Source organism: Hydrogenophaga sp. (assembly GCF_011772445.1).
Lineage (GTDB): Bacteria > Pseudomonadota > Gammaproteobacteria > Burkholderiales > Burkholderiaceae_C > Hydrogenophaga.
In genome coordinates, this window is record NZ_WVZN01000026.1 from 33,536 (window position 1) to 58,937 (window position 25,402).

General features: G+C 70.5%; 29 protein-coding genes and 1 pseudogene. 15 read left to right on the forward strand and 15 right to left on the reverse strand.

Features of this window, described 5'->3' with window-relative positions; genetic code table 11:
* Positions 1–145 precede the first annotated feature (145 nt).
* The 8 genes from flgF to GTO19_RS11465 all read left to right on the forward strand — a co-directional run bounded on the left by flgF (position 146) and on the right by GTO19_RS11465 (position 8,919).
* The gene (gene flgF / locus GTO19_RS11430) at positions 146–883 is read left to right on the forward strand and encodes a flagellar basal-body rod protein FlgF (protein WP_291021017.1); all 738 of its coding nucleotides are present in this window, start codon (positions 146–148) and stop codon (positions 881–883) included.
* A gap of 17 nt (positions 884–900) precedes the next feature.
* Positions 901–1,683 carry a flagellar basal-body rod protein FlgG gene (gene flgG / locus GTO19_RS11435; protein WP_291021018.1) on the forward strand — a complete coding sequence of 261 codons (783 nt, stop codon included), beginning with the start codon at positions 901–903 and terminating at the stop codon, positions 1,681–1,683.
* Positions 1,684–1,691: 8 nt separating this feature from the next.
* Positions 1,692–2,390: a flagellar basal body L-ring protein FlgH gene (locus GTO19_RS11440; RefSeq protein WP_291021019.1), complete on the forward strand. Its 699-nt coding sequence runs from the start codon at positions 1,692–1,694 to the stop codon at positions 2,388–2,390.
* 86 nt (positions 2,391–2,476) lie between these two features.
* The gene (locus GTO19_RS11445) at positions 2,477–3,562 is read left to right on the forward strand and encodes a flagellar basal body P-ring protein FlgI (protein ID WP_291021238.1); all 1,086 of its coding nucleotides are present in this window, start codon (positions 2,477–2,479) and stop codon (positions 3,560–3,562) included.
* A gap of 5 nt (positions 3,563–3,567) precedes the next feature.
* Complete coding sequence (gene flgJ, locus GTO19_RS11450; RefSeq protein ID WP_291021020.1) at positions 3,568–4,407, forward strand: flagellar assembly peptidoglycan hydrolase FlgJ; 840 nt, start codon at positions 3,568–3,570, stop codon at positions 4,405–4,407.
* A 14-nt stretch (positions 4,408–4,421) separates the two neighbouring features.
* A complete protein-coding gene (flgK, locus tag GTO19_RS11455) occupies positions 4,422–6,335 on the forward strand; it encodes a flagellar hook-associated protein FlgK (protein ID WP_291021021.1) in 1,914 nt (637 codons plus the stop codon).
* 5 nt (positions 6,336–6,340) lie between these two features.
* Entirely contained in the window at positions 6,341–7,564 is a 1,224-nt protein-coding gene (flgL, locus tag GTO19_RS11460) for a flagellar hook-associated protein FlgL (RefSeq protein ID WP_291021022.1), read from the forward strand.
* Positions 7,565–7,719: 155 nt separating this feature from the next.
* The gene (locus GTO19_RS11465) at positions 7,720–8,919 is read left to right on the forward strand and encodes an HDOD domain-containing protein (RefSeq protein WP_291021023.1); all 1,200 of its coding nucleotides are present in this window, start codon (positions 7,720–7,722) and stop codon (positions 8,917–8,919) included.
* Between the two features lie 7 nt (positions 8,920–8,926).
* On the opposite strand, the gene GTO19_RS11470 is transcribed toward GTO19_RS11465, so the two are convergent.
* Together GTO19_RS11470 and GTO19_RS11475 are read right to left on the reverse strand one after the other, a co-directional pair.
* Positions 8,927–9,643: a nucleotidyl transferase AbiEii/AbiGii toxin family protein gene (locus tag GTO19_RS11470; RefSeq protein WP_291021024.1), complete on the reverse strand. Its 717-nt coding sequence runs from the start codon at positions 9,641–9,643 to the stop codon at positions 8,927–8,929.
* Complete coding sequence (locus GTO19_RS11475) at positions 9,630–10,094, reverse strand: hypothetical protein (RefSeq protein ID WP_291021025.1); 465 nt, start codon at positions 10,092–10,094, stop codon at positions 9,630–9,632. The genes GTO19_RS11470 and GTO19_RS11475 overlap by 14 nt, the downstream gene beginning before the upstream one ends.
* A 126-nt stretch (positions 10,095–10,220) precedes the next feature.
* On the opposite strand from GTO19_RS11475, the gene GTO19_RS11480 reads away from it, so the two are divergent.
* The 4 genes from GTO19_RS11480 to GTO19_RS11495 are packed head-to-tail and all read left to right on the forward strand — an operon-like array spanning position 10,221 to position 12,130.
* Positions 10,221–10,775 carry a toxin gene (locus GTO19_RS11480; protein WP_291021026.1) on the forward strand — a complete coding sequence of 185 codons (555 nt, stop codon included), beginning with the start codon at positions 10,221–10,223 and terminating at the stop codon, positions 10,773–10,775.
* Between the two features lie 16 nt (positions 10,776–10,791).
* Positions 10,792–10,932 (forward strand): hypothetical protein, encoded by a 141-nt coding sequence (locus GTO19_RS11485; protein ID WP_291021027.1) that lies wholly within the window; start codon positions 10,792–10,794, stop codon positions 10,930–10,932.
* A gap of 17 nt (positions 10,933–10,949) precedes the next feature.
* Positions 10,950–11,669, forward strand: a complete 720-nt coding sequence (queC, locus tag GTO19_RS11490) for a 7-cyano-7-deazaguanine synthase QueC (protein ID WP_291021028.1) — start codon at positions 10,950–10,952, stop codon at positions 11,667–11,669.
* On the forward strand, positions 11,666–12,130 hold the full coding sequence (locus GTO19_RS11495) for a GNAT family N-acetyltransferase (protein WP_291021029.1): 465 nt from the start codon (positions 11,666–11,668) through the stop codon (positions 12,128–12,130). Before queC ends, GTO19_RS11495 begins: the two co-directional genes overlap by 4 nt.
* 6 nt (positions 12,131–12,136) lie before the next feature.
* On the opposite strand, the gene GTO19_RS11500 is transcribed toward GTO19_RS11495, so the two are convergent.
* Genes GTO19_RS11500 through gcvA form a run of 3 tightly spaced genes read right to left on the reverse strand, consistent with a single transcriptional unit; the run spans position 12,137 to position 13,681 of the window.
* Positions 12,137–12,532, reverse strand: a complete 396-nt coding sequence (locus tag GTO19_RS11500; RefSeq protein ID WP_291021030.1) for a type II toxin-antitoxin system VapC family toxin — start codon at positions 12,530–12,532, stop codon at positions 12,137–12,139.
* The gene (locus GTO19_RS11505; RefSeq protein WP_291021031.1) at positions 12,529–12,774 is read right to left on the reverse strand and encodes an Arc family DNA-binding protein; all 246 of its coding nucleotides are present in this window, start codon (positions 12,772–12,774) and stop codon (positions 12,529–12,531) included. The genes GTO19_RS11500 and GTO19_RS11505 overlap by 4 nt, the downstream gene beginning before the upstream one ends.
* Positions 12,775–12,814: 40 nt before the next feature.
* On the reverse strand, positions 12,815–13,681 hold the full coding sequence (gcvA, locus tag GTO19_RS11510; protein ID WP_291021032.1) for a transcriptional regulator GcvA: 867 nt from the start codon (positions 13,679–13,681) through the stop codon (positions 12,815–12,817).
* 99 nt (positions 13,682–13,780) lie between these two features.
* Here gcvA and bla point away from each other — a divergent pair, with 99 nt between their 5' ends.
* On the forward strand, positions 13,781–14,656 hold the full coding sequence (gene bla / locus GTO19_RS11515) for a class A beta-lactamase (RefSeq protein ID WP_291021033.1): 876 nt from the start codon (positions 13,781–13,783) through the stop codon (positions 14,654–14,656).
* Between the two features lie 19 nt (positions 14,657–14,675).
* On the opposite strand, the gene GTO19_RS11520 is transcribed toward bla, so the two are convergent.
* From GTO19_RS11520 to GTO19_RS11545, 6 genes are all read right to left on the reverse strand, one after another.
* Positions 14,676–16,466 carry an ABC transporter ATP-binding protein/permease gene (locus tag GTO19_RS11520; RefSeq protein ID WP_291021034.1) on the reverse strand — a complete coding sequence of 597 codons (1,791 nt, stop codon included), beginning with the start codon at positions 16,464–16,466 and terminating at the stop codon, positions 14,676–14,678.
* Complete coding sequence (locus GTO19_RS11525) at positions 16,463–17,371, reverse strand: D-hexose-6-phosphate mutarotase (protein ID WP_291021035.1); 909 nt, start codon at positions 17,369–17,371, stop codon at positions 16,463–16,465. The genes GTO19_RS11520 and GTO19_RS11525 overlap by 4 nt, the downstream gene beginning before the upstream one ends.
* Positions 17,372–17,382: 11 nt before the next feature.
* Positions 17,383–18,279, reverse strand: a complete 897-nt coding sequence (locus GTO19_RS11530; protein ID WP_291021036.1) for a 5'-nucleotidase — start codon at positions 18,277–18,279, stop codon at positions 17,383–17,385.
* 113 nt (positions 18,280–18,392) lie between these two features.
* Complete coding sequence (locus GTO19_RS11535; protein ID WP_291021037.1) at positions 18,393–19,523, reverse strand: hypothetical protein; 1,131 nt, start codon at positions 19,521–19,523, stop codon at positions 18,393–18,395.
* A 13-nt stretch (positions 19,524–19,536) separates the two neighbouring features.
* The gene (locus tag GTO19_RS11540; RefSeq protein WP_291021038.1) at positions 19,537–19,806 is read right to left on the reverse strand and encodes an acyl carrier protein; all 270 of its coding nucleotides are present in this window, start codon (positions 19,804–19,806) and stop codon (positions 19,537–19,539) included.
* 20 nt (positions 19,807–19,826) lie between these two features.
* Positions 19,827–20,861, reverse strand: coding sequence for a 3-oxoacyl-ACP synthase III family protein (locus GTO19_RS11545; protein ID WP_291021039.1), 1,035 nt, complete (start codon positions 20,859–20,861; stop codon positions 19,827–19,829).
* A 256-nt stretch (positions 20,862–21,117) separates the two neighbouring features.
* Here GTO19_RS11545 and GTO19_RS11550 point away from each other — a divergent pair, with 256 nt between their 5' ends.
* Complete coding sequence (locus GTO19_RS11550; protein WP_291021040.1) at positions 21,118–22,206, forward strand: PA0069 family radical SAM protein; 1,089 nt, start codon at positions 21,118–21,120, stop codon at positions 22,204–22,206.
* Here GTO19_RS11550 and GTO19_RS11555 read toward each other — a convergent pair.
* Together GTO19_RS11555 and GTO19_RS11560 are read right to left on the reverse strand one after the other, a co-directional pair.
* Complete coding sequence (locus tag GTO19_RS11555) at positions 22,203–23,177, reverse strand: pyridoxamine 5'-phosphate oxidase family protein (protein WP_291021041.1); 975 nt, start codon at positions 23,175–23,177, stop codon at positions 22,203–22,205. The genes GTO19_RS11550 and GTO19_RS11555 overlap by 4 nt on opposite strands.
* 13 nt (positions 23,178–23,190) lie before the next feature.
* A complete protein-coding gene (locus GTO19_RS11560; protein ID WP_291021042.1) occupies positions 23,191–23,850 on the reverse strand; it encodes a glutathione S-transferase family protein in 660 nt (219 codons plus the stop codon).
* Between the two features lie 125 nt (positions 23,851–23,975).
* Between GTO19_RS11560 and GTO19_RS11565 the strand changes: the two genes are divergently transcribed.
* The gene (locus GTO19_RS11565) at positions 23,976–24,884 is read left to right on the forward strand and encodes a LysR family transcriptional regulator (protein ID WP_291021043.1); all 909 of its coding nucleotides are present in this window, start codon (positions 23,976–23,978) and stop codon (positions 24,882–24,884) included.
* 27 nt (positions 24,885–24,911) lie between these two features.
* Here GTO19_RS11565 and GTO19_RS11570 read toward each other — a convergent pair whose 3' ends face one another.
* Both GTO19_RS11570 and GTO19_RS11575 read right to left on the reverse strand, forming a co-directional pair.
* Positions 24,912–25,064 carry an oxidoreductase-like domain-containing protein gene (locus GTO19_RS11570; protein ID WP_291021239.1) on the reverse strand — a complete coding sequence of 51 codons (153 nt, stop codon included), beginning with the start codon at positions 25,062–25,064 and terminating at the stop codon, positions 24,912–24,914.
* A 75-nt stretch (positions 25,065–25,139) separates the two neighbouring features.
* Positions 25,140–25,367 (reverse strand): annotated as a pseudogene (locus GTO19_RS11575) (DUF1653 domain-containing protein); the annotation flags it as partial.
* Positions 25,368–25,402: the final 35 nt, after the last annotated feature.

The window sequence follows — 25,402 nt, forward strand, 5'->3', positions numbered from 1 at the left end:
CCGTTCCCGGCGGCCCTGAAGCGGGGAATTGAACGGCGCGACCCCCGCTGTTCCGGGCATCGCGCTCCCTCAAGAATTTCCACAATCCTTTCCAAGCCCTCATGGCCAGCGCTGCTGGCGCGAGCGGCGAGCGAAAGGATTTGGGTTGGACCGCTTCATTTACACCGCCATGACGGGCGCCAGCGCGGCGGCGCACCGCCAGCAGGTGCTGTCGAACAACCTGGCCAACGTCTCCACCACCGGCTTTCGCGCGGAGCTTTCCACGTTTCGCGCCGTGCCCATCCGCGGTGACGGCGCCAGCACGCGCGTGTTCGCGCTCGAAGCCACGGCCGGCCATTCCAGCCTGCCGGGGTCCATCCAGCAGACCGGCCGCAACCTGGACATTGCCGCGCAGGGCGATGCCTGGTTCGCCGTGCAGGGCCTGGACGGCACCGAGGCCTACACGCGCGCGGGTGCGCTGCAGGTGAACGCCGACGGCACGCTGGTGAACGCCGCCGGCCTGCCCATGCTGGGCGACGGCGGCCCGATCGTGATTCCCGAAAACGCGCGCGTGGACATCGGTGCCGACGGCACCGTCAGCACGCGCGTGGGCAACGAGCCCGGCCAGGTGGCCGGCCGCCTGAAGATGGTCGTGCCCGACGCCGACAACCCGCTCGCGCGCGGCGACGACGGCCTGTTCCGCGGGCCCGAGGGCAACCCCCTGCCCAACAGCGAGGTGGCGCGCCTGCACGATGGCGCGCTCGAAGGCTCCAACGTCAACCCGGTCGAGGCCATGGTCGGCATGATCGCCGCCTCGCGCCAGTTCGAGTACCAGATGCGCATGCTGCAGAACGGCGAGGGCAACGACCGCAGCGCCTCGCAGCTGCTCAGCGCCAACGGCTGATCTGAAAGGACAACGCCATGATCAATTCCCTCATGATCGCCAAGACCGGCATGACGGCGCAGCAGACCCAGCTCGACGTCATCTCGAACAACCTGGCCAACGTCAGCACCTTCGGCTTCAAGCGCTCGCGCGCGGTGTTCGAAGACCTCATGTACCAGAACCTGCGCCAGGTGGGCGCCAATGCGGCCGAGCAGGCCGAGCTGCCCACCGGCCTGCAGGTGGGCCTGGGCGTGCGCACCGTGGCCACCAGCCGCAACTTCACGCAAGGCAGCCTGCAGCAGTCGGGCAATGCGCTGGACGTGGCCGTCAACGGTTCGGGCTTCTTCCAGATCGAGATGCCCGACGGCACCACCGCCTACACGCGCGACGGCAGTTTCCAGCTCGACGCGCAGGGCCGCCTGGTCACCAGCAGCGGCTTCCCGCTCACGGCCGGCATCACGCTGCCGGCCGAGACCGAGAGCATCACCGTGTCCAGCGACGGCATCGTCACCGCGAAGCTGCCGGGCCAGACCCAGCCGCAGCAGGTGGGTCAGATCGAATTGGCCAACTTCGTCAACCCGGCCGGCCTGGAGCCCATGGGCCAGAACCTGTTCCGCGAGAGCGTGGCCTCGGGCGCGCCGGTCAACGGCATGCCCGGCACCACCGGCATGGGCGTGCTCATGCAGGGCTACACCGAACAGTCCAACGTGAACGTGGTGCAGGAGCTGGTGGACATGATCCAGACCCAGCGCGCCTACGAGATGAATTCGAAGTCGATCCAGACCTCGGACCAGATGCTGCAGAAGCTGTCGCAGCTGTAAGGACCGCCATGATGCGCATCGCCCCCCTCATGGCCCTTTTGGCCCTGGCCGTGCTGGCCAGTGGTTGCCAGACGCTGCGCAACGAGCCCGTGGTGGACCTGGCGCCCGCCCAGCCCGTGCAGTACGCGCAGCAGGCGCAGGCGGCGCAGACCGCCAGCGCGCCACCCACCGGCAGCCTGTTCCGCGCCGTCACCTACCGGCCCGCTTTCGAGGACCCGCGCGCGCGCCTGCCCGGCGACATCGTCACCATCCAGATCACCGAGCGCGTGACCGCGAGCCAGAGCAATTCGGCGTCGATCGAGCGCAGCGCCGACGCCTCCGCCAGCATCAACGCCATTCCGCTGTTCGGCGGATCGGCGCCCTGGAACAAGGCCAACCTCGGCGCCCAGAGCGACAACAACTTCTCGGGCGACGGGCGCACCACGAGCAACAACACCTTCACCGGCGCCATCACCGCCACCGTGCAGGAGGTGCTGCCCAACGGCCACCTGCGCGTGGTGGGGGAAAAGCAGATCGGCGTGAACGCCAACGTGGACGTGCTGCGCTTCTCCGGCACGGTCGACCCGCGCCACCTGCGCCCGGGCAACGTGGTGCCGTCCACCCAGGTGGCCGACGCGCGCATCGAATCGCGCAGCCGCGGCGCACAGGGCGAAGCCATGTCAATTGGCTGGTTGGCGCGCTTCTTTTTGAGCGTTCTGCCGTTCTGAACACAACCAAGATCGGGGCGAACCGCCTTCCCTTGTTCGAACCGGGTGCCTTTGATATGAATATCGTCCACTGCCTGCGCAACTTGATGCTGATCTGCTGCGCGTTGGCGACTTTTTCCGCCGCCGCGCAAAGCGTGCGCGTGAAGGAGATCGCCGCGGTGCAGGGCGTGCGCAGCAACATGCTCACGGGCTATGGCCTGGTGGTGGGCCTGGACGGCAGTGGCGACCAGACGACCCAGATGCCCTACACCGGGCAGAGCCTGGCCAACTTCCTGCAGCAGTACGGGCTGGTGCTGCCGCCCGGCGCCAACCCCCAGCTCAAGAACGTGGCCGCCGTGATGGTCACGGCCGAGCTGCCGCCCTTCGCGCAGCCGGGCCAGGCCATCGATGTCACCGTGTCGTCCATGGGCAATGCCAAGTCGCTGCGCGGCGGCACGCTCATCGTCACGCCGCTGCGCGGCGCCGACGGCGAGATCTACGCGCTCGCGCAGGGCAACCTCATGGTCGGTGGCGCGGGCGCAGCGGCCGGCGGCAGCAAGGTGCAGATCAACCACCTGAGCGCGGGCCGCATCCCCGGTGGCGGCCAGGTGGAGCGTGCCGTGCCCACGCCGCTGCACGCGGGCGACACGCTGGACCTGGGCCTCAACAGCAACGACTTCCAGACCGCCAGCCGCGTCACCGAGGCCATCAACAAGGCCCTGGGCGCCGGCACCGCCAGCGCCATCGACGGCCGCGTGGTGCGCCTGAACGCACCCGCCGATCCCTCGCAACGCGTCGCCTTTCTGGCGCGCGTGGAGGAGGTGCGCATCGAATCGAGCGTGCCCAGCGCCAAGGTCGTGATCAACGCGCGCACCGGCTCCATCGTCATGAACCAGGCCGTCACGCTGGGCTCGGTGGCCGTGGCGCACGGCAACCTCTCGGTCAGCGTGAGCAGCACGCCCGTCATCAGCCAGCCCGCGCCGTTCTCCGGCGGCGAGACCGTGGTGCGCGAGCAGGCCAGCATCCAGATCAGCCAGGACAAGGGAGCGCTCATTCACATGGGCCCGGCCGCCAAGCTCGCCGACGTGGTGAAGGCGCTCAATACCCTGGGCGCCACGCCGCAGGACCTGATCGCCATCCTGCAGGCCATCAAGGCATCGGGCGCGCTGAACGCCGAGCTGGAAATCATCTGACGGCCATGATCGGCAACACCGCCTTCACGTCCCCCAGCGGCCTGGCCGCCGACCCGAACGCGCTGGCCGCGCTCAAGGGCGCGGGCGACAGCAAGGCCGCGCTGAAAGAGGCCGCGAAGCAGTTCGAGGCCCTGTTCATGCGCGAGCTCATCAAGAGCATGCGCGAGGCCACGAGCAAGAGCGGCCTGTTCGAAAGCCAGGGCGAGAACCTGGGCACCGACCTGCTGGACCAGCAGTTCGCGCAGCAGCTCACCGGCTTGCCGGGCGGCTTGTCCGAGGCCATCGAGCGCCAGCTCGCCGGGCGCATGGCCGGCACCGAGCCGCTGCCCGACAGCGCCACGCCCAGCACCGTGGGCCGTGCCAGCGCGGGCGAGCGCCAGACGGCCTTCGTCTCGAAACACGGTGCCGCCGCGCAGGCCGTGGCGCGCGAGTCCGGCATTCCGGCCGCCTTCATGCTCGGCCAGGCCGGGCACGAGAGCGGCTGGGGCCGTGGCGAGATCCGCCACGCCGACGGCTCGCCCGCGCACAACCTGTTCGGCATCAAGGCCACCGGCGGCTGGACCGGCAAGGTCGCCGAGATCACCACCACCGAATACATCAATGGCGAGCCGCGCAAGGTGACCGCGAAGTTCCGCGCCTACGACTCCTACGAGGACTCGTTCCGCGACTACGCGCGCCTGATCGGCAACAGCCCGCGCTATGAGGGCGTGATGGATCAGCTGCACTCCGTGAAGGGCTTCGCCCAGGGCCTGCAGCGCGCCGGCTACGCCACCGACCCGTCCTACGCCGAGAAGCTCGGCCGGGCGATCAACACCACCCTCAGCTTGCAGCGTGCACAGGGTTAAGGGAGCGAACACGCATGTCCTCACTCAACATCGCCACCCGCGCGCTCAACACTAACCTCGCGGCGCTGCAGGTCATCGGCCACAACATCGCCAACGTCAACACGCCGGGCTATTCGCGCCAGAACGTGGTGCTGTCCAGCGCGGGTTATCAGTTCACCGGCGGCGGCTACTTCGGCAAAGGCGTGGAGATGACCACGGTGGAGCGCGCCCACAACGAGTACCTCACGCGCGAGGCGCGCCAGACCGGCTCGGTGGCCGCGTCCGACGCCGCGCGCCTGGCCCGCCTGGAGCAGCTCGAGACCGTGTTCCCCACCGGCGAAAAGGGCCTGGGCGTGGCGCTCAACGACATGCTCAACGCCTGGACCGACCTGACCGCGGCGCCAGGCAACTCCACGGCGCGCCTCGTGGTCATCGCGCGCGCCGACGAATTCGCCAGCCGGCTGCGCGACAGCGCGGGCCAGCTCGACCTGCTGCGCAACTCCACGCAGCAGCAGGTGAAGTCCATCACCGACGACATCAACCGCCTCGCGCAGGACCTGGCCAAGGTCAACCAGCGCATCGTCGAGACCGCCGGCACCGCGCACACGCCCAACGACCTCTACGACCAGCGCGACCAGTTGCTGGCCGAGTTGAGCGGGCGCATCCAGATCACCACCGTGCCCGGCGAGGCCGGCGCGGTCAACGTCTTCGTGGGTGGCAGCCAGCCGCTGGTGCTGGGCGCGCAGGCCGCCAGGCTCGCGGCGCAGACCGATCCCATGGACAACTCGCGCATCAGCATCAACTTCGTGCAGGGTGGCGTGAGTTCGCCGCTGGCCGATGGGGCGCTGGCCGGTGGTCAACTGGCCGGCGTGGTGCGCTTCCTGAACGACGACCTGGCCGCCGCGAGCAACCAGCTCGGGCGCATTGCCCTGGCCACGGCCAGCCTGATGAACGAGCAGCACGCGCTGGGCCTGGACCTCAACGGCAACCCGGGCCAGAACTTCTTCGTGCCGCCGGCGACCGCCAAAGGCATCGCCTCGCCAGCCAACGGCGGCACCGGCCAGATGAGCGCCGTGGTGAGCGACCCGCAGGCGCTCATCGCCTCCGACTACGAGGTGCGCGTGGAAGCCGGTGGCTTCAGCATCGTGCGCCTGAGCGACGGCAACACCACCAGCGTGGGCGCGCTGCCCGCCGATGTGGACGGCCTGACCTTCCAGGTGGACGCCGCCGGCGCGGTGCCGGGCGACCGCTTCCGCATCCGGCCCTTCGAGGCCGCCGCGCGCAACCTGCAGGTGGCCATCGACGCGCCCGAGCAGCTGGCCGTGGCCAGCCCCGTCATGGTGACGCCGGCCACCACCAACTCGGGCAGCCTGAGCGTGGAGAAGCTCTACGCCGTCGAGAACTCGGCCAACCTCACCGACCCGGTCACCATCACCTTCAACGCCGACGGCAGCTTCAGCGCCACCGGCCTGGGCCCCGGCAACCCGCCGCCCGACAACCCCGGGCCGCCCCCCAGCTACAACTTCAAGCCCGGTCAGCCCATCGTGCTCAACGGCTGGAGCATGACGCTGCGCGGCAACCCCACCGCGGGCGACAGCTTCTCCATCGGCGCCTCGCCGTCCAACGCCATCGCGCAGAGCGCGGGCAACGCCAACGGCATGCTGGCATTGCGCGACCTGGCCACCTTCGACGGCGTGCCGCTGTCGGACGGCTACGTCAGCCTGTTCTCCGACCTGGGCACGCGCGTGCAGGGCGCGCAGTTCGCGGCCGACTTTTCGGCCGGCGTGGCCACGGCGGCCGAGCAGGCGCGCGCGAATGTGGCCGGCGTCAACCTCGACGAGGAAGCCGCGCGGCTGCTGCAGTACCAGCAGGCCTACCAGGCATCCGCCAAGTTCCTGCAGATCGCACAAAGCACCTTCGACAGCCTTCTCCAGACCGTGGGACGTTGATCGCCATGAGCTACCGCATCGCCACCGCCAACCAGTTCGACCGCACGATCGACCAGCTCGCGCAGCGCCAGTACGACCTGGCCAAACAGCAGGAGCGCATCTCCACCGGCAAACGCGTGATGAAGGCCAGCGACGACCCGGTGGCCGCCACGCTGGCCGAGTCCGCCCACAACCGCATGACGCGCGTGCAGGCCGACCTGCGTGCGCTGGAGGCCTCCAAGACCAGCCTGCAGCAGGCCGAGTCGGGCCTGGCCGAATCGGGCGAACTCATCCAGCGCGTGCGCGACCTGCTGGTGAGCGCCGGCAACGCCAGCTTCACCGACGCCGAGCGCGAGGACGTGGCGCGCCAGCTCGAGGGCCTGCGAGAACAATTGCTGGCCGTGGCCAACCGCACCGACAGCAACGGCCGCACGCTCTACGGCGGACTGGGCGGCGCGCCCACGCCCTTCGTGGACATCTATGGCCCCAGCGGCACCGGCGTCCAGTTCGAAGGCCAGCGCGGCCAACCCGCCGCCGGCAACGCGACCCTGCCGCAATCCCTGGACGGCGACGCCATCTGGATGCGCATTCCGCAGGGCAACGGCACATTCACCATGAGCCTGCCCACCACCAACACCGGCGGCGTGAGCACCAGCCTGGGCCAGGTGACCGACGCCACCGCACTCACCGGCGACGACTACCGCGTGGACTTCGCCGACGTGGGCGGCGTCATCCAGTACACCATCACCAACACCACCACGGGCACGCCGGTGGCGGGTCACGCGGGCGTGCCTTACGAGGCCGGCAAGACCGTGGCGTTCGATGGCCTGTCCTTCGAGATGAACGGCCAGCCCGACGCGGGCGACCGGATCGACCTGGCGCCCACCACGGGCACGACCGACCTCTTCTCCGTCGTGCAGGGCGCCATCGACGCGCTGCGCTATCAGGGCGACGGCGAATCGGCCCAACGCACCCAGGCCCTGGGGCGTGCGCTCACCGAGGTGGACGCCGGCCACGACCGCGTGCTGCTGGCGCGCGGCCGCGCGGGCGAATGGCTCAACCGCGCCGATTCGATGGACCTGCTGATGAACAACCGCAGCACGGACCTGGAGCTGGAGGAGTCGCGCCTGGTGGACCTGGACATGGTCAAGGGCATCTCCGATTTCAAGAACAAGGAGCTTGCGCTCAACGCGGGCCTGCAGGCCTACGCCTCCGTGCAGCGCATGTCCCTGTTCGACTACATCAAATAAAAGTATGAAGCACCCCCGCCGCGCTCCGCGCGACCCCCTCAAGGGGGCAGCACCAGCGGCCCGGCAAAGCCGGTTCCGCGGCGCCTCTGGGTTCGACCACCTCATGCGCAGCGCATGGGTGCTTCGTGACGTTGTGAGATTGTCTTGACATGTTGATGCCAGCACACACCGTTCTCGACAGCGTGGCCATGGCCTACGTGCCGCTGTGGAACCGCGCGCGCGAGCTGGCGGGCGTGCGCCTGTGCGTGCGCGCCATCCACCCTGAGGGCGTGGACGCCCGCCACCTGCTGGAGGCCATCGGCGAGGACTGGCCCGAGGGTGCGCCGCCGCTGATGCTGTCGCTGCAATCGCCGCGCCTGCTGCAGCAGGCCCTGTCCTGCCCGCCAGTGCGCAACACCTTCCTGGAGGTGCCGGCCTCGATGTTCGGTGCGCAGGAAACGCTGGCGCGCCTGTCGCTGGCGCGGCGCAGCGGCCACCTGCTGGTGCGCCATGGCGACTGGAGCGCGTTGCACGGGCGCCCCACGCCCGGCGTCGATCATCGCAACCTCTTCACCATCGCCCCGGACGACCGCCTCGCGCCCCTGCCGGGCCAGATGGTGGAGGGCGTGGACACACAGGAGCGCGTGCGCCAGGTGCTGGACCAGGCACAGGCCGCCGCCGTGCTGGGCTGGCCCGCGGCCGACGTGCTGCGCGCGCACAAACGCCAGCCCTTGAGTTACGACCCGCGCGTGGTGCAGCAGGTGCTGCTGGCCATCGACGACGAGGAATGCTCGGTGGAATACCTGGAACGCCTGGTGCGGCAGGACCCGGTGCTGGTCTACCGCATCCTCATGCTCGTCAATTCCGCGGCCTACGGCCTGCGGCGCGAGATCGGCTCACTGCGCCACGCCATCATGATGCTGGGCTTTCGCGAGCTGGGCCGCTGGCTCACCGAGCAACTGCCCGAGGCCGATCCCGACATCGACCTGCAGCCCGTGCGCTACGCCATGGTCATGCGCGCGCGCCTGGCCCACCACCTGCTGGCCACCGGCTCGGACGACCTGCTGCGCGCCGAGGTCTACATGACCGCGCTGCTCTCGCAGCTCGACCAATTGCTGCACCAGCCCCTGGCCGACCTGCTGCACCGCCTGCCCCTGGCCAGCCGCGTGACCGACGCCGTGCTGCGCCACGACGGGCCGTACTTCCCTCTGGTCGACCTCTCGCGTGCCATGGGCGACCCCGAGCGCCTGGACCGCATGGAAACCCTGTGCCGCCGGCACGAGCTGACCCTGGAACAGGTGAACCGCGCGCTGCTTCGCATGCTGGCGACGAGCCGGGACCATGCGAACAAGCGATCGGAGCGCTTGACGCACTGAGCGGGTGTCAGCCGGGTGTGTCGCCCGACCCTGCGCGCCGAGCCACCGCTCGTTCGATCTGGTTGCGGATGTCCAGAAAGTAGTCGCGCATCTGCGCGACGGAGGGTGGTTTGTCCAGCAGGGTTTCGTAGCCTTCATCGCCCGCCTCGGGTTTGCCCGAGCACAGGCGTTGCATGGCGATGTCGAACTTCTGGATCACGCCAGCGGCCTCGAACGGGACCCGCATGTCGATGGGCTGAAAGTACCCGCCGCGCAGCAACAGGTACAGGTCGAGCCAGTCGCGGGTCTTGGAGCGGTTGGCGCAGGCGATGCACTTGAGGCGGAAAATTTCCTCCAGCGAAGCGACGCGCACGTGGTCGGGCGCGGCGGCCAGCAGTTGTACCCGCACCTCATGCTCGGGGGCCACGAACGTGAGCTTCACGCGCTCGCCCACGATGTGGTTCTGCTGGTAGTCGTTCAGATCGAGTCCCGTGTCCTCGAACTCCTGCAACGCAGCGATGGGGTCGTTGGGTGCGAAGCGCCAGCCCCTGGCGCCGAGCCGGCGCTTGAGTGCCTCGATGCGCGGACGAGGCAGCTTCGGTCCGTCGAAGGCGAAGTTCAGGTCTTCGCTGAGGCGGTGGTTCAGGTGCAGGCTGAGCGCGGTGCCGCCGATCAGGATGAACCCCCCCAGCCCCTTCTCGGCCTGAAGGATGTTCCAGAGGGCCTGGGTGTCAGGCCGCAGCATCGTTCAAGCCCTGTTCGATGTTGTTCAGCTTGCGCTCGACCTCCTGGCGCGCGCGAGTGGGCAGAGTGGGCGATACCTGCCGCCACTGCGTCTTCACAAAAGCCAGGCCATGGCCGAGCACGGCCTGCAGCAGCAGGTCGAAGTTGCCATGCGCCAGCGCATTGCGGACCAGGACGTCGGCCGGTGCGTCGGGGTTGGACCAGGCCAGTCCCCACTTGGGGTCGGCCAGGGGGGAGCGCTGTGCGGGGGATCGCTCACGCCGCACGGGCAGGGCTTCCGTGCCTGACACGGGTTGAAGCGTCAACTCCAGGCCCACAGCCTGGGCCAGGGCCTGCAGGCTGGCCAGGTCGATGGTGCCGCGGTGCTTGGCCCTGGAGACTGTCTCCGCGCGCAACCCCGCTCGCCGCGCCAGTCGGGACTGGTCCAGTCCCTGCGCTTGGGCGGCGTGCAACACGGTCTCGACGAGTGACTGTGATGTTGACATTGGGATCAATCGTACATTTATTGACTTGAAAGTCAATAAACGCGAAGAACGATCCGGGCACACTCCGCGCATGTCTTGCCCGATCGAATCGCGATGAACAACGCCCCAACGGTCGCCGATCGCGTGGTCGTCATCGGTTCAAGTTGTGCTGGCAAATCCACTTTCGCCCGCGCGCTCGCCGCGTCCCGCGGCTGCACGGTGATCGAACTGGACGAGCTCTACTGGTCCCCGGACTGGACGCCCAAGCCACAGGCCGAATTCCTCACGCTGGTCGCCCGCGCCGCCGAGGGCGAGCACTGGGTGGCCGCGGGCAATTACGGCCTGGCGCGCGACGCGCTCTGGGGCCGCGCCACCACCATCGTGTGGCTCAACTTCGGCTTGCCGCGGGTGTTCTGGCGCGGCCTGCGGCGCACCGTGGCGCGCGTGGTGTCGGGCGAGGAGCTGTTCCACGGCAACCGGGAGTCCTTTCGCCGGTCGTTCCTGTCGCGCGACTCCATCCTCTGGTGGATCCTCACCACCTTTCACCGGCGCCAGCGCGAGTTCGAGGCCTTGCGGGGCGCCGGCGCGTTCGCCCACCTGCAGTGGCACGAGGCGCGCCACCCACGCGAGGCCGACGCTATCCTGCGGCGCTTGCGCGACACCCCATGACCGCCCACCGCCCACCATGACTGCTCTCGTCGTCCCCCTCGCTGAAGCCCATTTCCCTCGTCTCCATGAAGTGCGCCGCCAGTACGGCCGCTTCCAGGTGGATGGCGAGACCTTCGATAGCCACGCCATGGCGCTGCTGCGACAAGGCTCCCGCTGAGCCCTACCATCCCGCCCATGCCCGAACCCACCCGCCACACCCGCGCCCTGGTCCTCTTCTCCGGGGGCCAGGATTCCACCACCTGCCTCGCGCACGCGCTCGCGCGTTTCGAGCACGTCGAGACCATCGGCTTCGATTACGGCCAGCGCCACCGCGTGGAGCTCGACGCCCGCCGGGTCGTGCTGCGTGAGCTGCGCGCGGCCTTTCCCGACTGGGCCGCGAAGCTCGGCGAGGACCACGTGCTCGACCTCGCGGTGCTCGGCGCCGTGTCCGAGACCTCGCTCACGCGCGACATGGCCTTTCGCATGGAGGCCAGCGGCCTTCCCAATACCTTCGTGCCGGGGCGCAACCTGCTGTTCCTGACGCTGGCGGCGGCGCTGGCCTACCGGCGCGGGCTGTCGGTGCTGGTCACCGGCGTGTGCGAGACCGATTTCTCCGGCTACCCCGACTGCCGCGACGACACCATGAAGGCCATGCAGCTCGCGCTCTCCCTTGGCATGGACCAGCGCTTCCTGATCGACACGCCGCTGATGTGGATCGACAAGGCCGACACCTGGCGCCTGGCGCGCGACCTGGGCGGCGAGGCGCTGGTCGATCTCATCGTCGAGCACACCCACACCTGCTACCTGGGCGACCGCGAGCACCGCCACGACTGGGGCTGGGGCTGCGGCCAATGCCCCGCCTGCGCGCTGCGCGCGCGCGGCTGGACGGCTTACCGTGAAGGATCGACCGCATGAGCGCCATGAACATCCGCCGCGACGACCTGCGTGGACCCGAGGTCCGCGCGCTGCTGGAGGAGCACCTCGCGCACATGCGCGCCATCTCGCCGCCCGACAGCGTGCACGCGCTCGATCTGGACCGCCTGCGCCACCCGGCGATTGCCTTCTGGACCGTGTGGGACGGCGCCGAGTTGCTGGGCTGCGGCGCGCTCAAGCGCCTGGGCGAACATGACGGCGAGATCAAGTCCATGCGCACCGCCACGCGCCACCAGCGGCGCGGCGTGGCGCGCGCCATGCTTGAGCACATCCTCACCTACGCGCGCAACGATGGCGTGCAGCGGCTGTGGCTGGAAACCGGCTCCACGGCGCATTTCGTTGCAGCGCGTACGTTGTACGCGGCCTTCGGCTTCGTGCCCTGCGGGCCGTTCGCCGATTACCGCGAAGACCCGCACAGCGCGTTCATGCGGCTGGATCTGTAAGCGCTCTCAGATTCGCGCCAGTGCCCTTGTGTGGTTCACGAACGCCTGGCGCAGCTTGGCATCCTGAGTGACCAGGGTGGCGCCGAGTCGGTACGCGAGGGCCACAAACTCGCAGTCGTAAGCGGTGCACCCGCTGTCCTTCGCGAGCTTCAGCACATCGAGGGAGTCCACGTCGTACTCCCTCTCCGCCATCAGGGCCTCGGCTTCGCGCTGGATGCGGTACGCGTCTTCCAGCGAGAGCAGTGCTTTGCGGACATACGTCGACAGGATGTTGCGCAGTTCGCTGCGCCACAGCAGGGGGGCAGCCCAGTCAGGGTCTGACAGGAAGAGGGCCTCGGCCGCGGGGGTGTAGGGGCCGGGCAGGTAGAGGTAGGCGATGATGTTCGTGTCGACGACGATCACTTGCGCCCCTGCTGTTTGGCTTGGTCGATTCCCGCGGGTGTGAAGGCGCCGATCTTGAGACCAGCCCGCAATTCGCGGGCCTTCAGCAAGCGTTCCGACGCGCTCACGCGGCGCGGCAGCAGCACCCCTTCCAGGCAGGCGATGGCTTCACTGTTCAAGCTGCGATGGTGCAGCTCGGCAGCGGCCTTGAGTTGGGCATAGATGTCGTCGGGAATGCCCTTGAGTGTCAGTGTTGTTGGCATGGCGGCTCTCCGGAAGGAACCATTATGGTTCCAATATGGTTTACTTGTCCACCGCCAAGCGCTCTTCCAGCCACCGCCTCAGCGCCTGCAGCGCGGGCGTGGCGCGCCGCCGGCTCAGGCGGGTGAACCAGTAGCGGCCCACCGCCACCTCCACGTCGAACAGGCGCACCAGCCGGCCGGCCTGCAGGTCGCGGCTGAACAGGCGCAGCGGCAGCAGGGCCACGCCCGCGCCCTGGGCGGCGGCGTCGGCCAGCAGCAGGGACGAGTCGAACTGCGGCCCGGTGAGCAGCGGCGCGCGCACGCCCGCGGCCTCGAACCAGGCGGGCCACTCGTCACCGCGGTAGGAGCGCAGCAGGGTCTCGCGGCCCAGGTCGGCCGGGGTGCGGATGCGGTGCGCGAGCGCCGGGGCGCACACGGGCGCCAGCGGCGTGTCCATCAGCGGCACGGCCTCGCAGCCGGGCCAGTTGCCGTCGCCGAAGCGGATGGCGGCGTCCAGGCCCTCGGCCGCCAGGTCCACGCGGTTGTTGTGGGTGAACAGGCGCAGTTCGATGAGCGGGTGGCGGGCCTGGAAGTCGCGCAGGCGCGGCAGCAGCCAGCCCACCGCGAAGGTGCCCACCACCCCGATGGACAGCACCTCGCGGCGCTGGCGGGTCTGCAGGCTGGCCAGCGTCGCGCCCATGCGTTCGAAGGCGTCGCTGAGCACGGGCAGCAGGGCCTGGCCTTCGTCGGTGAGCGCCAGGCCACGCGGCAGGCGGCGGAACAGCCGGCGGCCCAGGCGGTCCTCCAGTTTGCGCACGTGCTGGCTGACGGCGGTCTGGGTGAGGTGGAGTTCCTCGGCCGCGCGGGTGAAGCTGAGGTGGCGGGCCGAGACTTCGAAGGCGCGCAGGGCGTTGAGCGGCAGGTCCATGGTTGGCGGAAGTTTTTCTTTGGTCTCCCGCAGCTTATTCCCATTTGAGTCGCGCCAGGACGCTCTCTAGCATTCGCGCTTTCCCAAGGAGATTCATCCATGCAAAGACGACAGTTTCTCAACGCCAGCACTGGCCTGGCCGTGTTCACGGTCCTTGCGAGCCCGAAGTTTGTCTGGGGTCGTACCGAGATGCCCGAGCTGGACGCGGCCGTGCGTGAACTGGAGGCGCAATCCCAAGGCCGCCTCGGCGTGCATTTCATCGACACCTCGGACGGCCGCGAATGGGGCTACCGCAGCGACGAGCGCTTTCTCATGCTCAGCACCTTCAAAACGCTGGCCTCGGCGCTGGTGCTCCAGCGCGCCGACGAGGGCAAGGCGCCGCTGAGCAAGCGCGTGCGCTACCGCCAGCGTGATCTCGTGCAGTGGTCGCCGGTGACCGAGAAGCACGTGGGCGGCCAGGGCCTGAGCCTGGCGCAGCTCTGCGAGGCCACCATCACCACCAGCGACAACACCGCGGCCAACCTGATCCTGCGCGAGGTGGGGGGCCCCGCCGCACTGACGGCCTTCCTGCGCCGCATCGGTGACCCGGTCACGCGGCTCGACCGCACCGAGCCTGAGCTCAACGAGCCCTCGCCCGGTGAGGACCTGGACACCACCACGCCGCGCGCCATGGCGCGCAGCTTGCGAACGCTGTTGCTGGGTGAGGCGCTGTCGCCGGCCTCGCGCGAGCAACTCGCGGCCTGGCTCAAGGCCAACACCACGGGCGACAAGCGCCTGCGCGCAGGTGTGCCGCCGAGCTGGGGCATCGGCGAGAAGACCGGCACCGCCGGCCCGAGCGCGAACGACGCGGGCATCGTCTGGCCGCCGGGGGCGGCGCCCATGCTGGTGAGCGCCTATCTGGCGGACAGCCCGGCGGGCGCGGCCGTGCGCGAGCGCACGCTGGCCGGCGTCGGCCGGCTGCTGGCGGCCTGGTGAACGGCGATGGGGCCGCGCCTCAGCGCGTGGCCACGTGGTAGCGCGGGCCGTTGCCGGCGCCCGGCTCCAGCACCCAGCGCCGCGCGTGGTACGCCGCCACCCCGGGCCGGTGCGCGATCGACACCAGGGCGCCGTCCTGTGCTTTCACCAGGGCCTGCAGGCGCTCGTAGAGCCTGGCCTCGGCCGATTCGTCGAGCGCGCTGGTGGCCTCGTCGACGAACAGCCAGCGCGGCTGCTTGAGCAGGGCGCGCGCGATGGCCAGGCGCTGCTGCTCGCCACCCGAGAGCTTCTGGCCCCAGGCGTCGTGCTCGTCGAGGCGGGCCGCCAGGTCGGGCAGCAGGGCGTCGCGCAACGCGGCCTGCAGCTCCTCGTCGCGGTAGCGTTCCGCGGGTTCGGGGTAGGCCAGGGCGTCGCGCAGGCGGCCGTTGGGGAAGTAGGGCCGCTGTGGCAGGAACATGGCGCGCGCGCTGAAGTCGGCCGGCAGGCGCAGGCGGCGCTTCGCCCAGGGCCAGATGCCCGCCAGGCCGCGGAACAGCGTGGACTTGCCGCTGCCCGAGGGGCCTTGCACGAGCACCGAATCCCCGGGCGCGATGCGCGCGCCTTGCACGGCCAGCAAGGCCGCGCCGCCGGGAAGGGCCAGGTCCATGGCGTCGAGCGCGATGGTGTCCTCGGTGTTGGCCTCGCTGGCGGTGGCGTGGTCGTCGGCCTGCAGGGCGGCGAAGCTGTCCTCGAAGCTGGTGATGCGGTCGGTGGTGGCGCGCCAGGCGGCCAGGGACTGGTAGTTCTCCACGAACCAGGACAGCGCGGTCTGCACGCGGTCGAAGGCCGAGGCGATCTGCATCAGCTCGCCGAGCTGGATGGCGCCGCTGAAGAAACGCGGCGCGGCCACGATGAAGGGGAACACCACGGCGGCCTGGCCGAAGCCGGTGCTGAACCAGATGAGGCGCTTTTGCGCGCGGATGAGCTGCAGGTAGTTGCGCAGCACGTCGGCGAAGCGCAGGCCGAGCTGGCGGCGCTCCACCGGTTCGCCCTTGTCCAGGGCGATGGATTCGCTGTACTCGCGCACGCGCACCAGGTGGTGGCGGAAGTCGGCCTCGAAGCGCTGTTGCTTGAAGTTGAGCGCGATCTGCGGCCGCCCGATGTAGTGGGTGATGACGCTGCCCGCCAGGCAGTAGATCACCGCCATCCAGACCATGAAGCCGGGGATGTCGTAGGACTGGCCCTGGAAGGTGAAGCCGAAGCTGCCCGACAGTGTCCAGAGGATGCCGATGAAGCTCACCAGCGTCACCACCGCGTTGAGCAGGCCCATGGACAGGCCCACGGTGTAGCTGGTGAAGAGGTTCATGTCCTCGGCGATGCGCTGGTCCGGGTTGTCGGGCGGCGCGCTCTCGCTGCGCGAGAAGCGCGCGAGCTCCATCTGGTAGAAGCGGTGGCGCTGAAGCCAGCGGTCCAGGTAGTGGTGGGTCATCCACTCGCGCCAGCGCATCTCCAGCAGTTGCGTGAGGTAGAAGCGGTAGACCGCGATGACGATGAAGCCGAAGGCGAGGTAGGTGAAGCGGCCGAGCTCGCGCCAGAAGACGGCGGCGTCCTTGTTCTGCAGCGCGTCGTAGAACACGCGGTTCCACTCGTTGATGAGCACCAGCATGTACACCGCGCCCAGGTTGAGCAGCACGATGGCCAGCAGCAGGCCGCGCGCCTTCCACTTGTCTTCGGAGTGGAAGTAGGGCGTGGACAGCCGCCAGGCCTTGCCGGCGAATTCGCGGAAGGCGCGCCACTTGCTGATCGGGGCTTCGGTCAGGGGCTCGGTCATGAAGGGACTCCGGCGGCGGGGGCCGCGATCTCGACGGTGAGGCGGTGCTGGCCGCCGGGTGGCAGCGTGAGGGTGTCGTCGCCCGCGTTGGCGGTCTCGACGCAGACGAAGCGCTGGTGCGTGTCGGGGCCCAGGTCGGCCATGGTGGCGGCGAGCTCGGCGCCCGGGTTCCACACCACGGCGGTGCGGCTGCCTTCGCTGCGCAGGTGCAGGGGCCGGCCGCCGGCCGCGCCGAGCAGTTGCAGGCGCGCGGGGAAGGGCTGGTAGATGCGGTCGAGCCGGCCGCTGAAGCGCAGGGCGTCGCCCGTGGCCTGGCCCTGCGTGGGCGCGCCGGGCAGCTTGTCGATGAAGGCGCAGCCCTCCAGGCCCAGCACGCGCACGGTGTCGATGTGGTCCACCGCGAAGTAGCTGTGCAAGGCCTGGGTGATGGTGAAGGCGGTGTCGCCGGTGTTGCGCGTGCTCAGGCTCAGCCGCAGCGTGCGGCCCACGCGGATGTCCAGCCGCAGCTCGAAGGCGTGTGGCCACAGGGCGCGCGTGGACGGGTCGTCGCTCAGGGCCAGGGTGAGCCGCGTGGTGCCGTCGCTGTCGTCGGCGCTCTGGCGCAGCGACCACGGCCGCTGGCGCGCGAAGCCGTGCGCCGGGCGGCCAAGGGCGTCCGGGTCGGGGCCGAACCAGGGCCAGCAGACGGGCACGCCGCCGCGGATCGGCTGGCCGGGTTCGAAGCGCGCGCGCGGGCTCAGGAACAGCCAGTCGGGCTGACCGTGCGGCTGGAAGGACAGCAGCTGCGCACCCTGCAGCGACACGCGTGCGCGCGCCAGTGGGTTGTTCACTTCGAGCATCGGGAGTCCCCCCGGGCCGGCCACGGCGCGCACCGTGGCGGAGGCGGGGCGCTGCGGGTGCTGCACGGTGGCGACGCTCAGGGGTTGGAGATGCCCGAGGCCACGTGCCCCGCCGGCACGTGCTGCGCGGCGGACTCGATGTGCCCGGTCTGGTCGTCGAAGAAGAAGTCGGGCTCGAACTCGCGCAGGAACTCGCCCTTGGGCAGGCCGCCGAGGAACATGGCCTCATCCACTTCGATGTTCCAGTTCATCAGCGTGCGGATGGCGCGCTCGTGCGCGGGCGCGCTGCGGGCGGTGACCAGCGCGGTGCGCACGCGCATGAGGGGTGTGCCCTCGCTCTGCAGGCGGTGCAGGGCTTCGAGCAGCGGCTTGAAGGGCCCGCCTGCGAGCGGCGTGGTGGCCTTGCTCGATTCGTGCGTCTGGAAGGCCGATAGGCCCTGTGTCTGGTACACGCGCTCGGCCTCGTCGGAGAAGAGCACGGCGTCGCCGTCGAAGGCGATGCGCACCTCGTGCGGGTGAGCGTCGCTGGCGCGCACCGAGGTGGGGTAGACCTGCGCGGCGGGCACGCCGGCGTCGAGCGCGGCGCGCACGTCGGCCAGGTGGGCCGAGAGGAACAGGTTGGCGCGCAGCGGGCGCAGGTAGCGCCAGGGCGGCTGGCCGCGCGTGAAGCTGCCGCGCTGGATGGGCAGGCCGTAGTGCTGCGCCGAGCGGAACACGCGCATGCCCGAGACCGGGTCGTTGCGCGAGAGGATCACCACCTCCACGCGCTGGGCGTGGGCGTCGTTGAAGGCGAGCAGCTTGTGCACCAGCGAGAAGGCCACGCCGGGCGCGGCGGGCGCGTCCAGGCGCTCGAGCTGCAGGCGCATGTAGGCCTTGTCGTCGCCCTGTTCGAAGAGGTGGTTTTCTTCTTCGAAGTCGAACAGGGCGCGCGAGGAGATGGCAACGACGAGTTTGCCGTCGAGGGTGACGGGCATTAGACCGCCCGCCGGGCCGCCCCAAGGGCGGTCTGCACCCCCTCGGGGGGCAGCGAATACACGAAGTGATGAGCGTGGGGGCACATGTTCAGGCCTCGATCTCGCGCGAGCGGTCAGAAGCCATCGGCGTCGTCGTGCCGGTCGGTCAGCGACCAGGGCGCCCGGGCCAGCCGCGCGGCGAGTCCGGCGTCGCGCGACTGCACGCCGCAGGGGCGGCCGTCGTCGTCGCTGGACGGCAGGAAGCCCGCGCGCGCGGCCACGCGCTGCGAGGCCTCGTCCTGCAGCAGCAGGCGCACGCAAGTGCAGGCCTGCGCGGCGGCCTCGCGCAAGGCCTCGTGCAGCAGCACCAGCAGGGCCTCGTCGCTGTCGTGGTGCCAGTCGATCAGGTGCAGCTCGGGCCGGCCCAGGTCGTCGGCTTCCACGGCCCAGGCGATGAGACCGGCCACGGTGTCGCCGCGCCGCGCCACGCGCAGGCTCAGCGGCCGGCGCGGGTTGGCAAGCAGGCGGCGCTGCAGATAGTCGCCGTCGTGCCGCAGGTGCACGCCGCCCGCGCGGCGCGGCACCGGCGCGGCGAGCGCGGGATCGAGCCGCGTGGCGCCATCGACCGCAAAGCCGCGCGGCCGGCGCCAGCGCAGCGCCAGGCGCCGCAGCGACAGGCCCGCGTTGGCCACGCGCATGGCCAGTGGCGTGGCCGCCAGGGTGGGCCAGCGGCGGCGCACGAAGGGGCCCAGGTCCAGCGGGTGGGTGAAAGTCAGGCGCGGTGCCAGCGGCTCGAACAGGCGGCGCACGATGCCGGCCGAGTTGGCGTTGGCGCCCACGGCCAGCGTGAAGTCGTGGCGCGCCAGCATGGCCTGGTTGAGCCAGATGCCCAGGCCCGACTCCTGCGCCTCGGGCCGCACCAGCAGGTCCATCACCTGCGCGCCGCTGAGGTGCTGGCCGTCCACGTCGATCGGCAGGTCTTCCACGCCGATGGTGGCCAGCACGCGGCCGTGCGCGCGCAGGCACCACAGATCGCCGAAGCCCGCCTGCTCCCGCCCGAGGCGGTAGCGCCAGCGCAGGTAGGCGTCGTCGTCCCACTGGTGGCCGGGCAGCAGGTGCTCGCGGCGCAGGGCCAGCACGTCGGGCAGGTCGTCCAGCGTGGCCGGGCGCAGGCCTTCGCGCAAGGCGGGCTCGTCCAGCCCCAGGCTGCGCGCCACCAGGCGACCAAGCTTGTCGTGCGCCGGCACGCGCGGCGCCGGCGACACGGGGCGCGTGGCCTCAGTCACCCTCACGCAGCACCCCGTGCGCGCGCAGGAAGTCCAGCACGTGGCCGATGCGCGTCATCTCGCGCGACACTTCGGCGGTGAGTTCCAGGCCGAAGCGCTCGTCGAGCTCCGCGATGAGCATCAGCGCGCCCATGGAGTCCCAGTCCTCGATGGACTCGCGCTCCACGTCGGCGTGCAGGCTGCCGGCCGGCACGTTGAAACATTCGGCCAGCAGGGCCAGAGCCTCGGGCGGGGTGATGGTGGGGCGGGTGCTGGCGTCCATGGGCGTTGCCTCGGCAATGTTCAAAGGCCTTCACCATCGTCGTGCAACAGCACGGTGCGCTCGTCCACCGGCACCAGGGCCGAGGCCCAGGACAGGCCCACGCCGTAGCCCAGCAGCATCCACAGTTGGCGCTGGCCGGGCGGCGGCGCCGAGAGCCGGCGCGTCATGGCCACCGCCACCGAGGGGCCGCCGCAGTTGCCGCTGTCTTCGATGGAGAAGGGCACGCGGTCCTCCGGCAGGCCGCTCTTCTTCATCAGGTGCTTCATGATGAAGCGGTTGGACTGGTGGAAGACGAAGGCGTCCACGTCGGCCACGGCCTTGCCGGCGAAGGCGAGGGTGTCGGCGATGAGCGCGGGCACGCGCCTGATGGTGAAGTTGAAGATGGCCGCGCCGTCCATTTCCAGGAAACGGTGGCGCGGGTTGGCGGGCTCGCGGTCGCGGAAGGCGCCACCGCGCAGGATCAAACCGTCGGCGCCACTGCCATCGGTGTGCAGCACGAAGTGGCCGCCCGCTGCGGGGTCGTCGTCGAGTTCGAGCGCGGTGGCCGAGCCGGCGTCGCTGAACAGCAGCACGGTGGCCTGGTCTTCGGGGCTGACGAAGCGGCTGGGGGTTTCGCCGTGCAGCATCAGCACGCGCCGGTGGCCGCCGCCGCGCAGCATGGTGGCCGCGATGTACAGGCCATAGGGGTAGCCCGAGCAGCCCAGGCCCACATCGAAGGCGGCGCAGGTGTCGGGCAGGCCCAGGCGCTGCTGCAGCAGGCAACTGGTGGAGGGCAGGAAGTGGTCGGGCGTCTGCGTGACGAAGATCAGCGCGCTCACCGTCTCGGGCGCCCAGCCCAGTCGCGCCATCAGGCGTTCGGCGGCGCGCTGGCACAGGTCGGCGGAGGTGAGGTCGGGCCGCACCACGCGGCGCTCGCGCACGCCGGCCATGGCCACCACCTTGCGCACGTCCTCGGGTGCGAAGCCCAGGGCCGGGTCGAGGTTGTCCACCACCGATGGCGGCAAGCAAGTGCTCACGCCGGCGATGCGAAAGCCGCCGATGTTCGATTGGCTCAACCGGGGGTCCCTTTTCAAAGCTGGAGAAACCAGGCGATCTCAGCGTGGGGGGCTGGACGTCTTTTTACCTATCCCCGGGCAGTATAAGTACGGGCCGATGGCGGTCTCAAGGCGGTGCGACGGTCATAAGTCACGAAAGCCCGGGGCTTGCCCGGAACCTCGCCCGATACCGGTACGGGGAAGCCGACGACGGGCGGCCGGGCGGTCCAGGGCGGCGCTTCATATACTGTTGTTTTGTACAGTATCGGAGGCCGTCATGTCCGACGTCCACATCCCCGTCGCGGCCCTCAAGGGCCGCGGGGTCTCCTTCCGCCAGGCCCACCGTTTCGAGTCCGCCGCGCGCGCCGCCTTCGACGATGGCTGGGGCACGCTCGACGAATCGCAGGCCGAGGAACACGCCGCGCCGGCCACCAGCGTGAGCTGGGAGGACGCCAAAAGCGCCATCACCACCAACGCCTCGCCCGACATCGGCTTCGTGCACGGGCTCAACCCCTACCGGGGCTGCGAGCACGGCTGCGTGTACTGCTACGCGCGGCCCAGCCACAGCTACCTCGGCCTCTCGCCGGGGCTCGATTTCGAGACGAAGCTGATCGCCAAGCGCGGCTTCGCCGAGGTGCTGGCGCGCGAGCTGCAGCGCCCGTCCTACCAGCCGAGCATGATCGCCCTGGGCACCGTGACCGACGCCTACCAGCCCATCGAACGCGAACTGCGCCTCACGCGCGCCGCGCTCGACGTGCTCTTTCGCGCCCGCCACCCGGTGGGCATCGTCACCAAGGGCAGCGGCGTCGAGCGCGACATCGACCTGCTCGCGCCCCTGGCCACGCTGGGCCTGTCAGCGGTCTACGTCACCATCACCACGCTCGACCCCAAGCTGGCTCGCACCCTGGAGCCGCGCGCCGCCGCACCGCACCGGCGGCTGCGCACCATCCGCACCCTGGCCGAGGCCGGCATTCCCGTGGGCGTGAGCGTCTCGCCGCAGATTCCCTTCCTGAATGAAGACATGGAGCAGGTGCTGGAGGCCGCGCGCGAGGCCGGCGCGCGGCGCGCCTTCTACCAGGTGATCCGCCTGCCCTGGGAGCTCGCGCCCATCTTCCGCCAGTGGCTGCAGCAGCACTGCCCCGAACGCGCGGGCCGCGTGATGGCGCGCATCCAGGACATGCGCGGCGGGCGCGACTACGACAGCGACTTCGCCACCCGCATGAAAGGCAGCGGTCCCTGGGCCGATCTCCTGCGCCAGCGCTTCAGCAAGGCCTGCGCGCGGCTGGGCTACTCGCAGGACCGCGAGCCCATGGACGTGTCGCGCTTTCAGCCGGCGGCGCTGTCGGCGCAGGGGGAGTTGTTCTAACCGACCGCCAACTGCGGCGCGAACTCTGGCGCCGACCAGCGCAGCGGCAGGGCCCGGGGCCGCCAGAGGTGCGACACCACCCGCAGCCGCAGCAGGCGCTCGGCGCCGGGCGTGGCGGCCAGTTCGGGGCTGTCCCACACGATGCTGGCCTCGGCCGCGAGTTGCAGCACGTCACCGCTGTCCGGGTCCACGCAGAGCAGGCCGGCCTGCGGACGCGCGAGCAGGTTGCCCAGGGTGTTGAAGAAGAAGTTGCCGCGGTAGTCGGGGATGGTGAGGACGCTCGCGCCCTCACCGCCGACGGATCCGTCGGCGTGGTCGCGTACGTGGATGAAGCCGGGCAGGCCCCCCCGGTGCGACACATCGACGCCCTGGCTGGGCTCGACGGGACTTGTGTCGCTGCCCGCGCGCGGCGCGGCGCTGGCGATGAACACGGTGTCGGCCCGCGCGAGCAGGGCGCGCGCCGGCTCGATCAGGCGGGCGCCGTGGTGTTGCACGGGCCCGGGCGCGTGCGGCACCCACTCGGGCTCGCGCGCCTGGATGTACTGCGGGCAGTTGCCGAAGCTCTGGTCCACGCGCACGGTGAAGCCCTCAAGGCCATCGTCCACCACGCGCCCGTTCATGCGGTTGCGCCGCCGCGTGTGCGGTTCCAGGCCCAGCAGGCCCAGGGGCGCGCCCAGGGCGAGCGCGTCGGCCAGTGGGTCGGCGGCGTCGGGCCGCGCGTTCACGCGCAGGTGGCGCTCGTCGGGTGTGCGCACGAAGCCCGGCGGCCCGGCCAGCAGCGAGGCCCAGGGCTGGCCCGCCGCGTCCAGGCTGCCGACTACCAGCGTGGGCAGTTTCTCGAACAGCTCGCGGTGCTGGTCGGGCATGTGGTCGCGCACCACGCGCGGGCCGATCGCGGTGAGCCGATCCAGCGCGCCGGCGCGCGCCTGCATCGCGCGTTCGCCCTCGTGGAAAGTGGCGGTGTCGTGCATGGCGGGGCTCCTCTCAGGCGGTCCGCGCGTCGGGCGCGTTCGGCAAAGGTGAGCGCACCATGCCGATGAAGCCCGGCAGCGCCTCCACTCGCGCGATCCAGGCGCGCAGGCGCGGGTAGTCGTCCAGCGGCACACCGCCCTCCGGCGCGTGCGCGGTGTAGGTGTACAGGGACACGTCGGCCAGCGTGGCGTGGGGCGCGGCCAGCCAGTCGCGCCCGTCCAGGTGCGCCTCCATGCGCTTGAAGAGCTCGTGCGCGACGAGGTGGCTGCGCTCGTCGTGCGGCCGGCCGAACAGGCGGGCGATTCGCGCCGCGCTGGGCCCGTGGGCCAGCGGGCCGGCGGCCACGCTGAACCAGCGCTGCACCTGGGCGCAGGCCAGGGGATCGCGCGGCCACCACTGGCCGCTGGGGTCGTAACGGCCGGCCAGGTAGACCAGGATGGCGTTGCTGTCGGGCAGCACGACGTCGCCGTCCTCCAGCACCGGCACCTGGCCGAAGGGGTTCAGCCGCAGGAAGTCCGCGCGCTTGTGTGCGCCCCCGGGCAGGTCCACGTCCACGTTTTCGTACGGCAGGCCGAGCAGGGAGAGAAACAGCTCGACGCGGTGGGCATGGCCCGACAGGGCGAAGCGGTGCAGGCGCAGCGGGCGGGCGGGTCGGGGGGCGGGGGTGTTCATGTGGGCTCCTGGCAAGACCCCCTGGCTGGGGGCGGGTCAATCACAGGGCGCCAGCTTAGGCATTGCGTCGAACGAACAGAATCCCCACCAAAGGCATTTCTGCCTTCCACTGAATGGAAGACCGAATGGACAAGCTCGAACACCTTCGCGTGCTGGTCGCGGTGGCCGAGGCCGGCAACCTCGCGGGCGCCGCGCGGCGCCTGGGCCATTCGCCGCCGGCCGTGTCACGCGCCATGGACCAGCTCGAGGCGCGCATCGGCGCGCAACTGCTGGTGCGCACCACGCGCCGCGTGCGCTTCACCGAGGCGGGCGAGCGCTTCGTGGCCGACTGCCGCCGCCTGCTGGGGGAGCTGGACGAGGCCGAGTCTTTGGCCGGCGGGTCCTTCCGCGAACCGCAGGGCGTGCTGGGCGTCACCGCCTCGTCGATGTTCGGGCGGCGGCACGTGGCGCCGCTGGTGCTGGCCTTCATGGAACGGCACGCGCGCGTGCAGGTCCGCACCCTGTTCGTCGACCGCATCGTGCACCTGGTGGACGAAGGCTACGACGTGGCGGTGCGCATCGCCCACCTGCCCGACTCCGGCCTCACCGCCGTGCGCGTGGGCTCGGTGCGGCGCGTGATGGTGGCCGCGCCCGATTACCTGGCCGCGCGCGGCGAACCGCGCACCGTCGCCGATCTGACGGACCACGTGGGCATCGGCTTCTCGCCCATGGGCGCCACGGCCACGCCCTGGACGCTGCACCCGCGCGGCGAACGAGACGCCGTGGCCATCGACACCCCGCTGGTGGCCAACACCGGCGAAATGGCGATCGCGGCGGCCGTGGCGGGGCGCGGGCTCACGCGTGCGCTGTCTTACCAGGTGGCCGAGGAGGTGGCCGACGGCCGCCTGCGGGTGGTGATGGCCGACCACGAGCCGCCGCCGATTCCCGTGCACCTAGTGTACCCGGCCGGGCGCAAGGCGGCGGCCAAGGTGCGGGTGTTCGTGGACCTGGCGGTGGAGCGGCTGCGCGCGTTGCCGGTGCTGGGCGGGGCTTGATGTCTCGCGCCGCAGGCGCGCCGCCCCTCAGCCCAGTTGTTCCAGCGCGTCGTCGGCCCAGTACCGCACGGCGTTGTAGTAGCCCTCCCACACGCAGCCGTTGCAGCCGCGCCCGCAGCAGGTGGTGGGTTCGGGTGGCGGGGCGCGCAACACCGTGTCCAGATCGATGCCCTGCCGCATCGCGCGCCCGCGCAGGTGCGCGACGAGGGCCTGCGCGGTGGCCAGGTCGGCGGGCATCAGGTCGGCCGCGCGGATGCGGCGGAAGCGCTTCTGCTCGCGGCCTTCGAACACGCCGGTTTCGTTGAACATGGCCGAGGGGCGCACCCACAGGCCGAAGCCACCGTAGAGCGCGCGGTACAGCACCAGCGGCTGCAGCGTCTCGCTGCAGCGCACGGTGTCGATCACCTCGTACCAGCCGCCCTTGTAGTGGCGGTACAGGCCGGGCGGCGTGGGGATCAGCGGGGGCAGGTCGTCGTCGGTCACGCGGGCTCGATCGTCAGCGTGGGGTGCGGCCACGC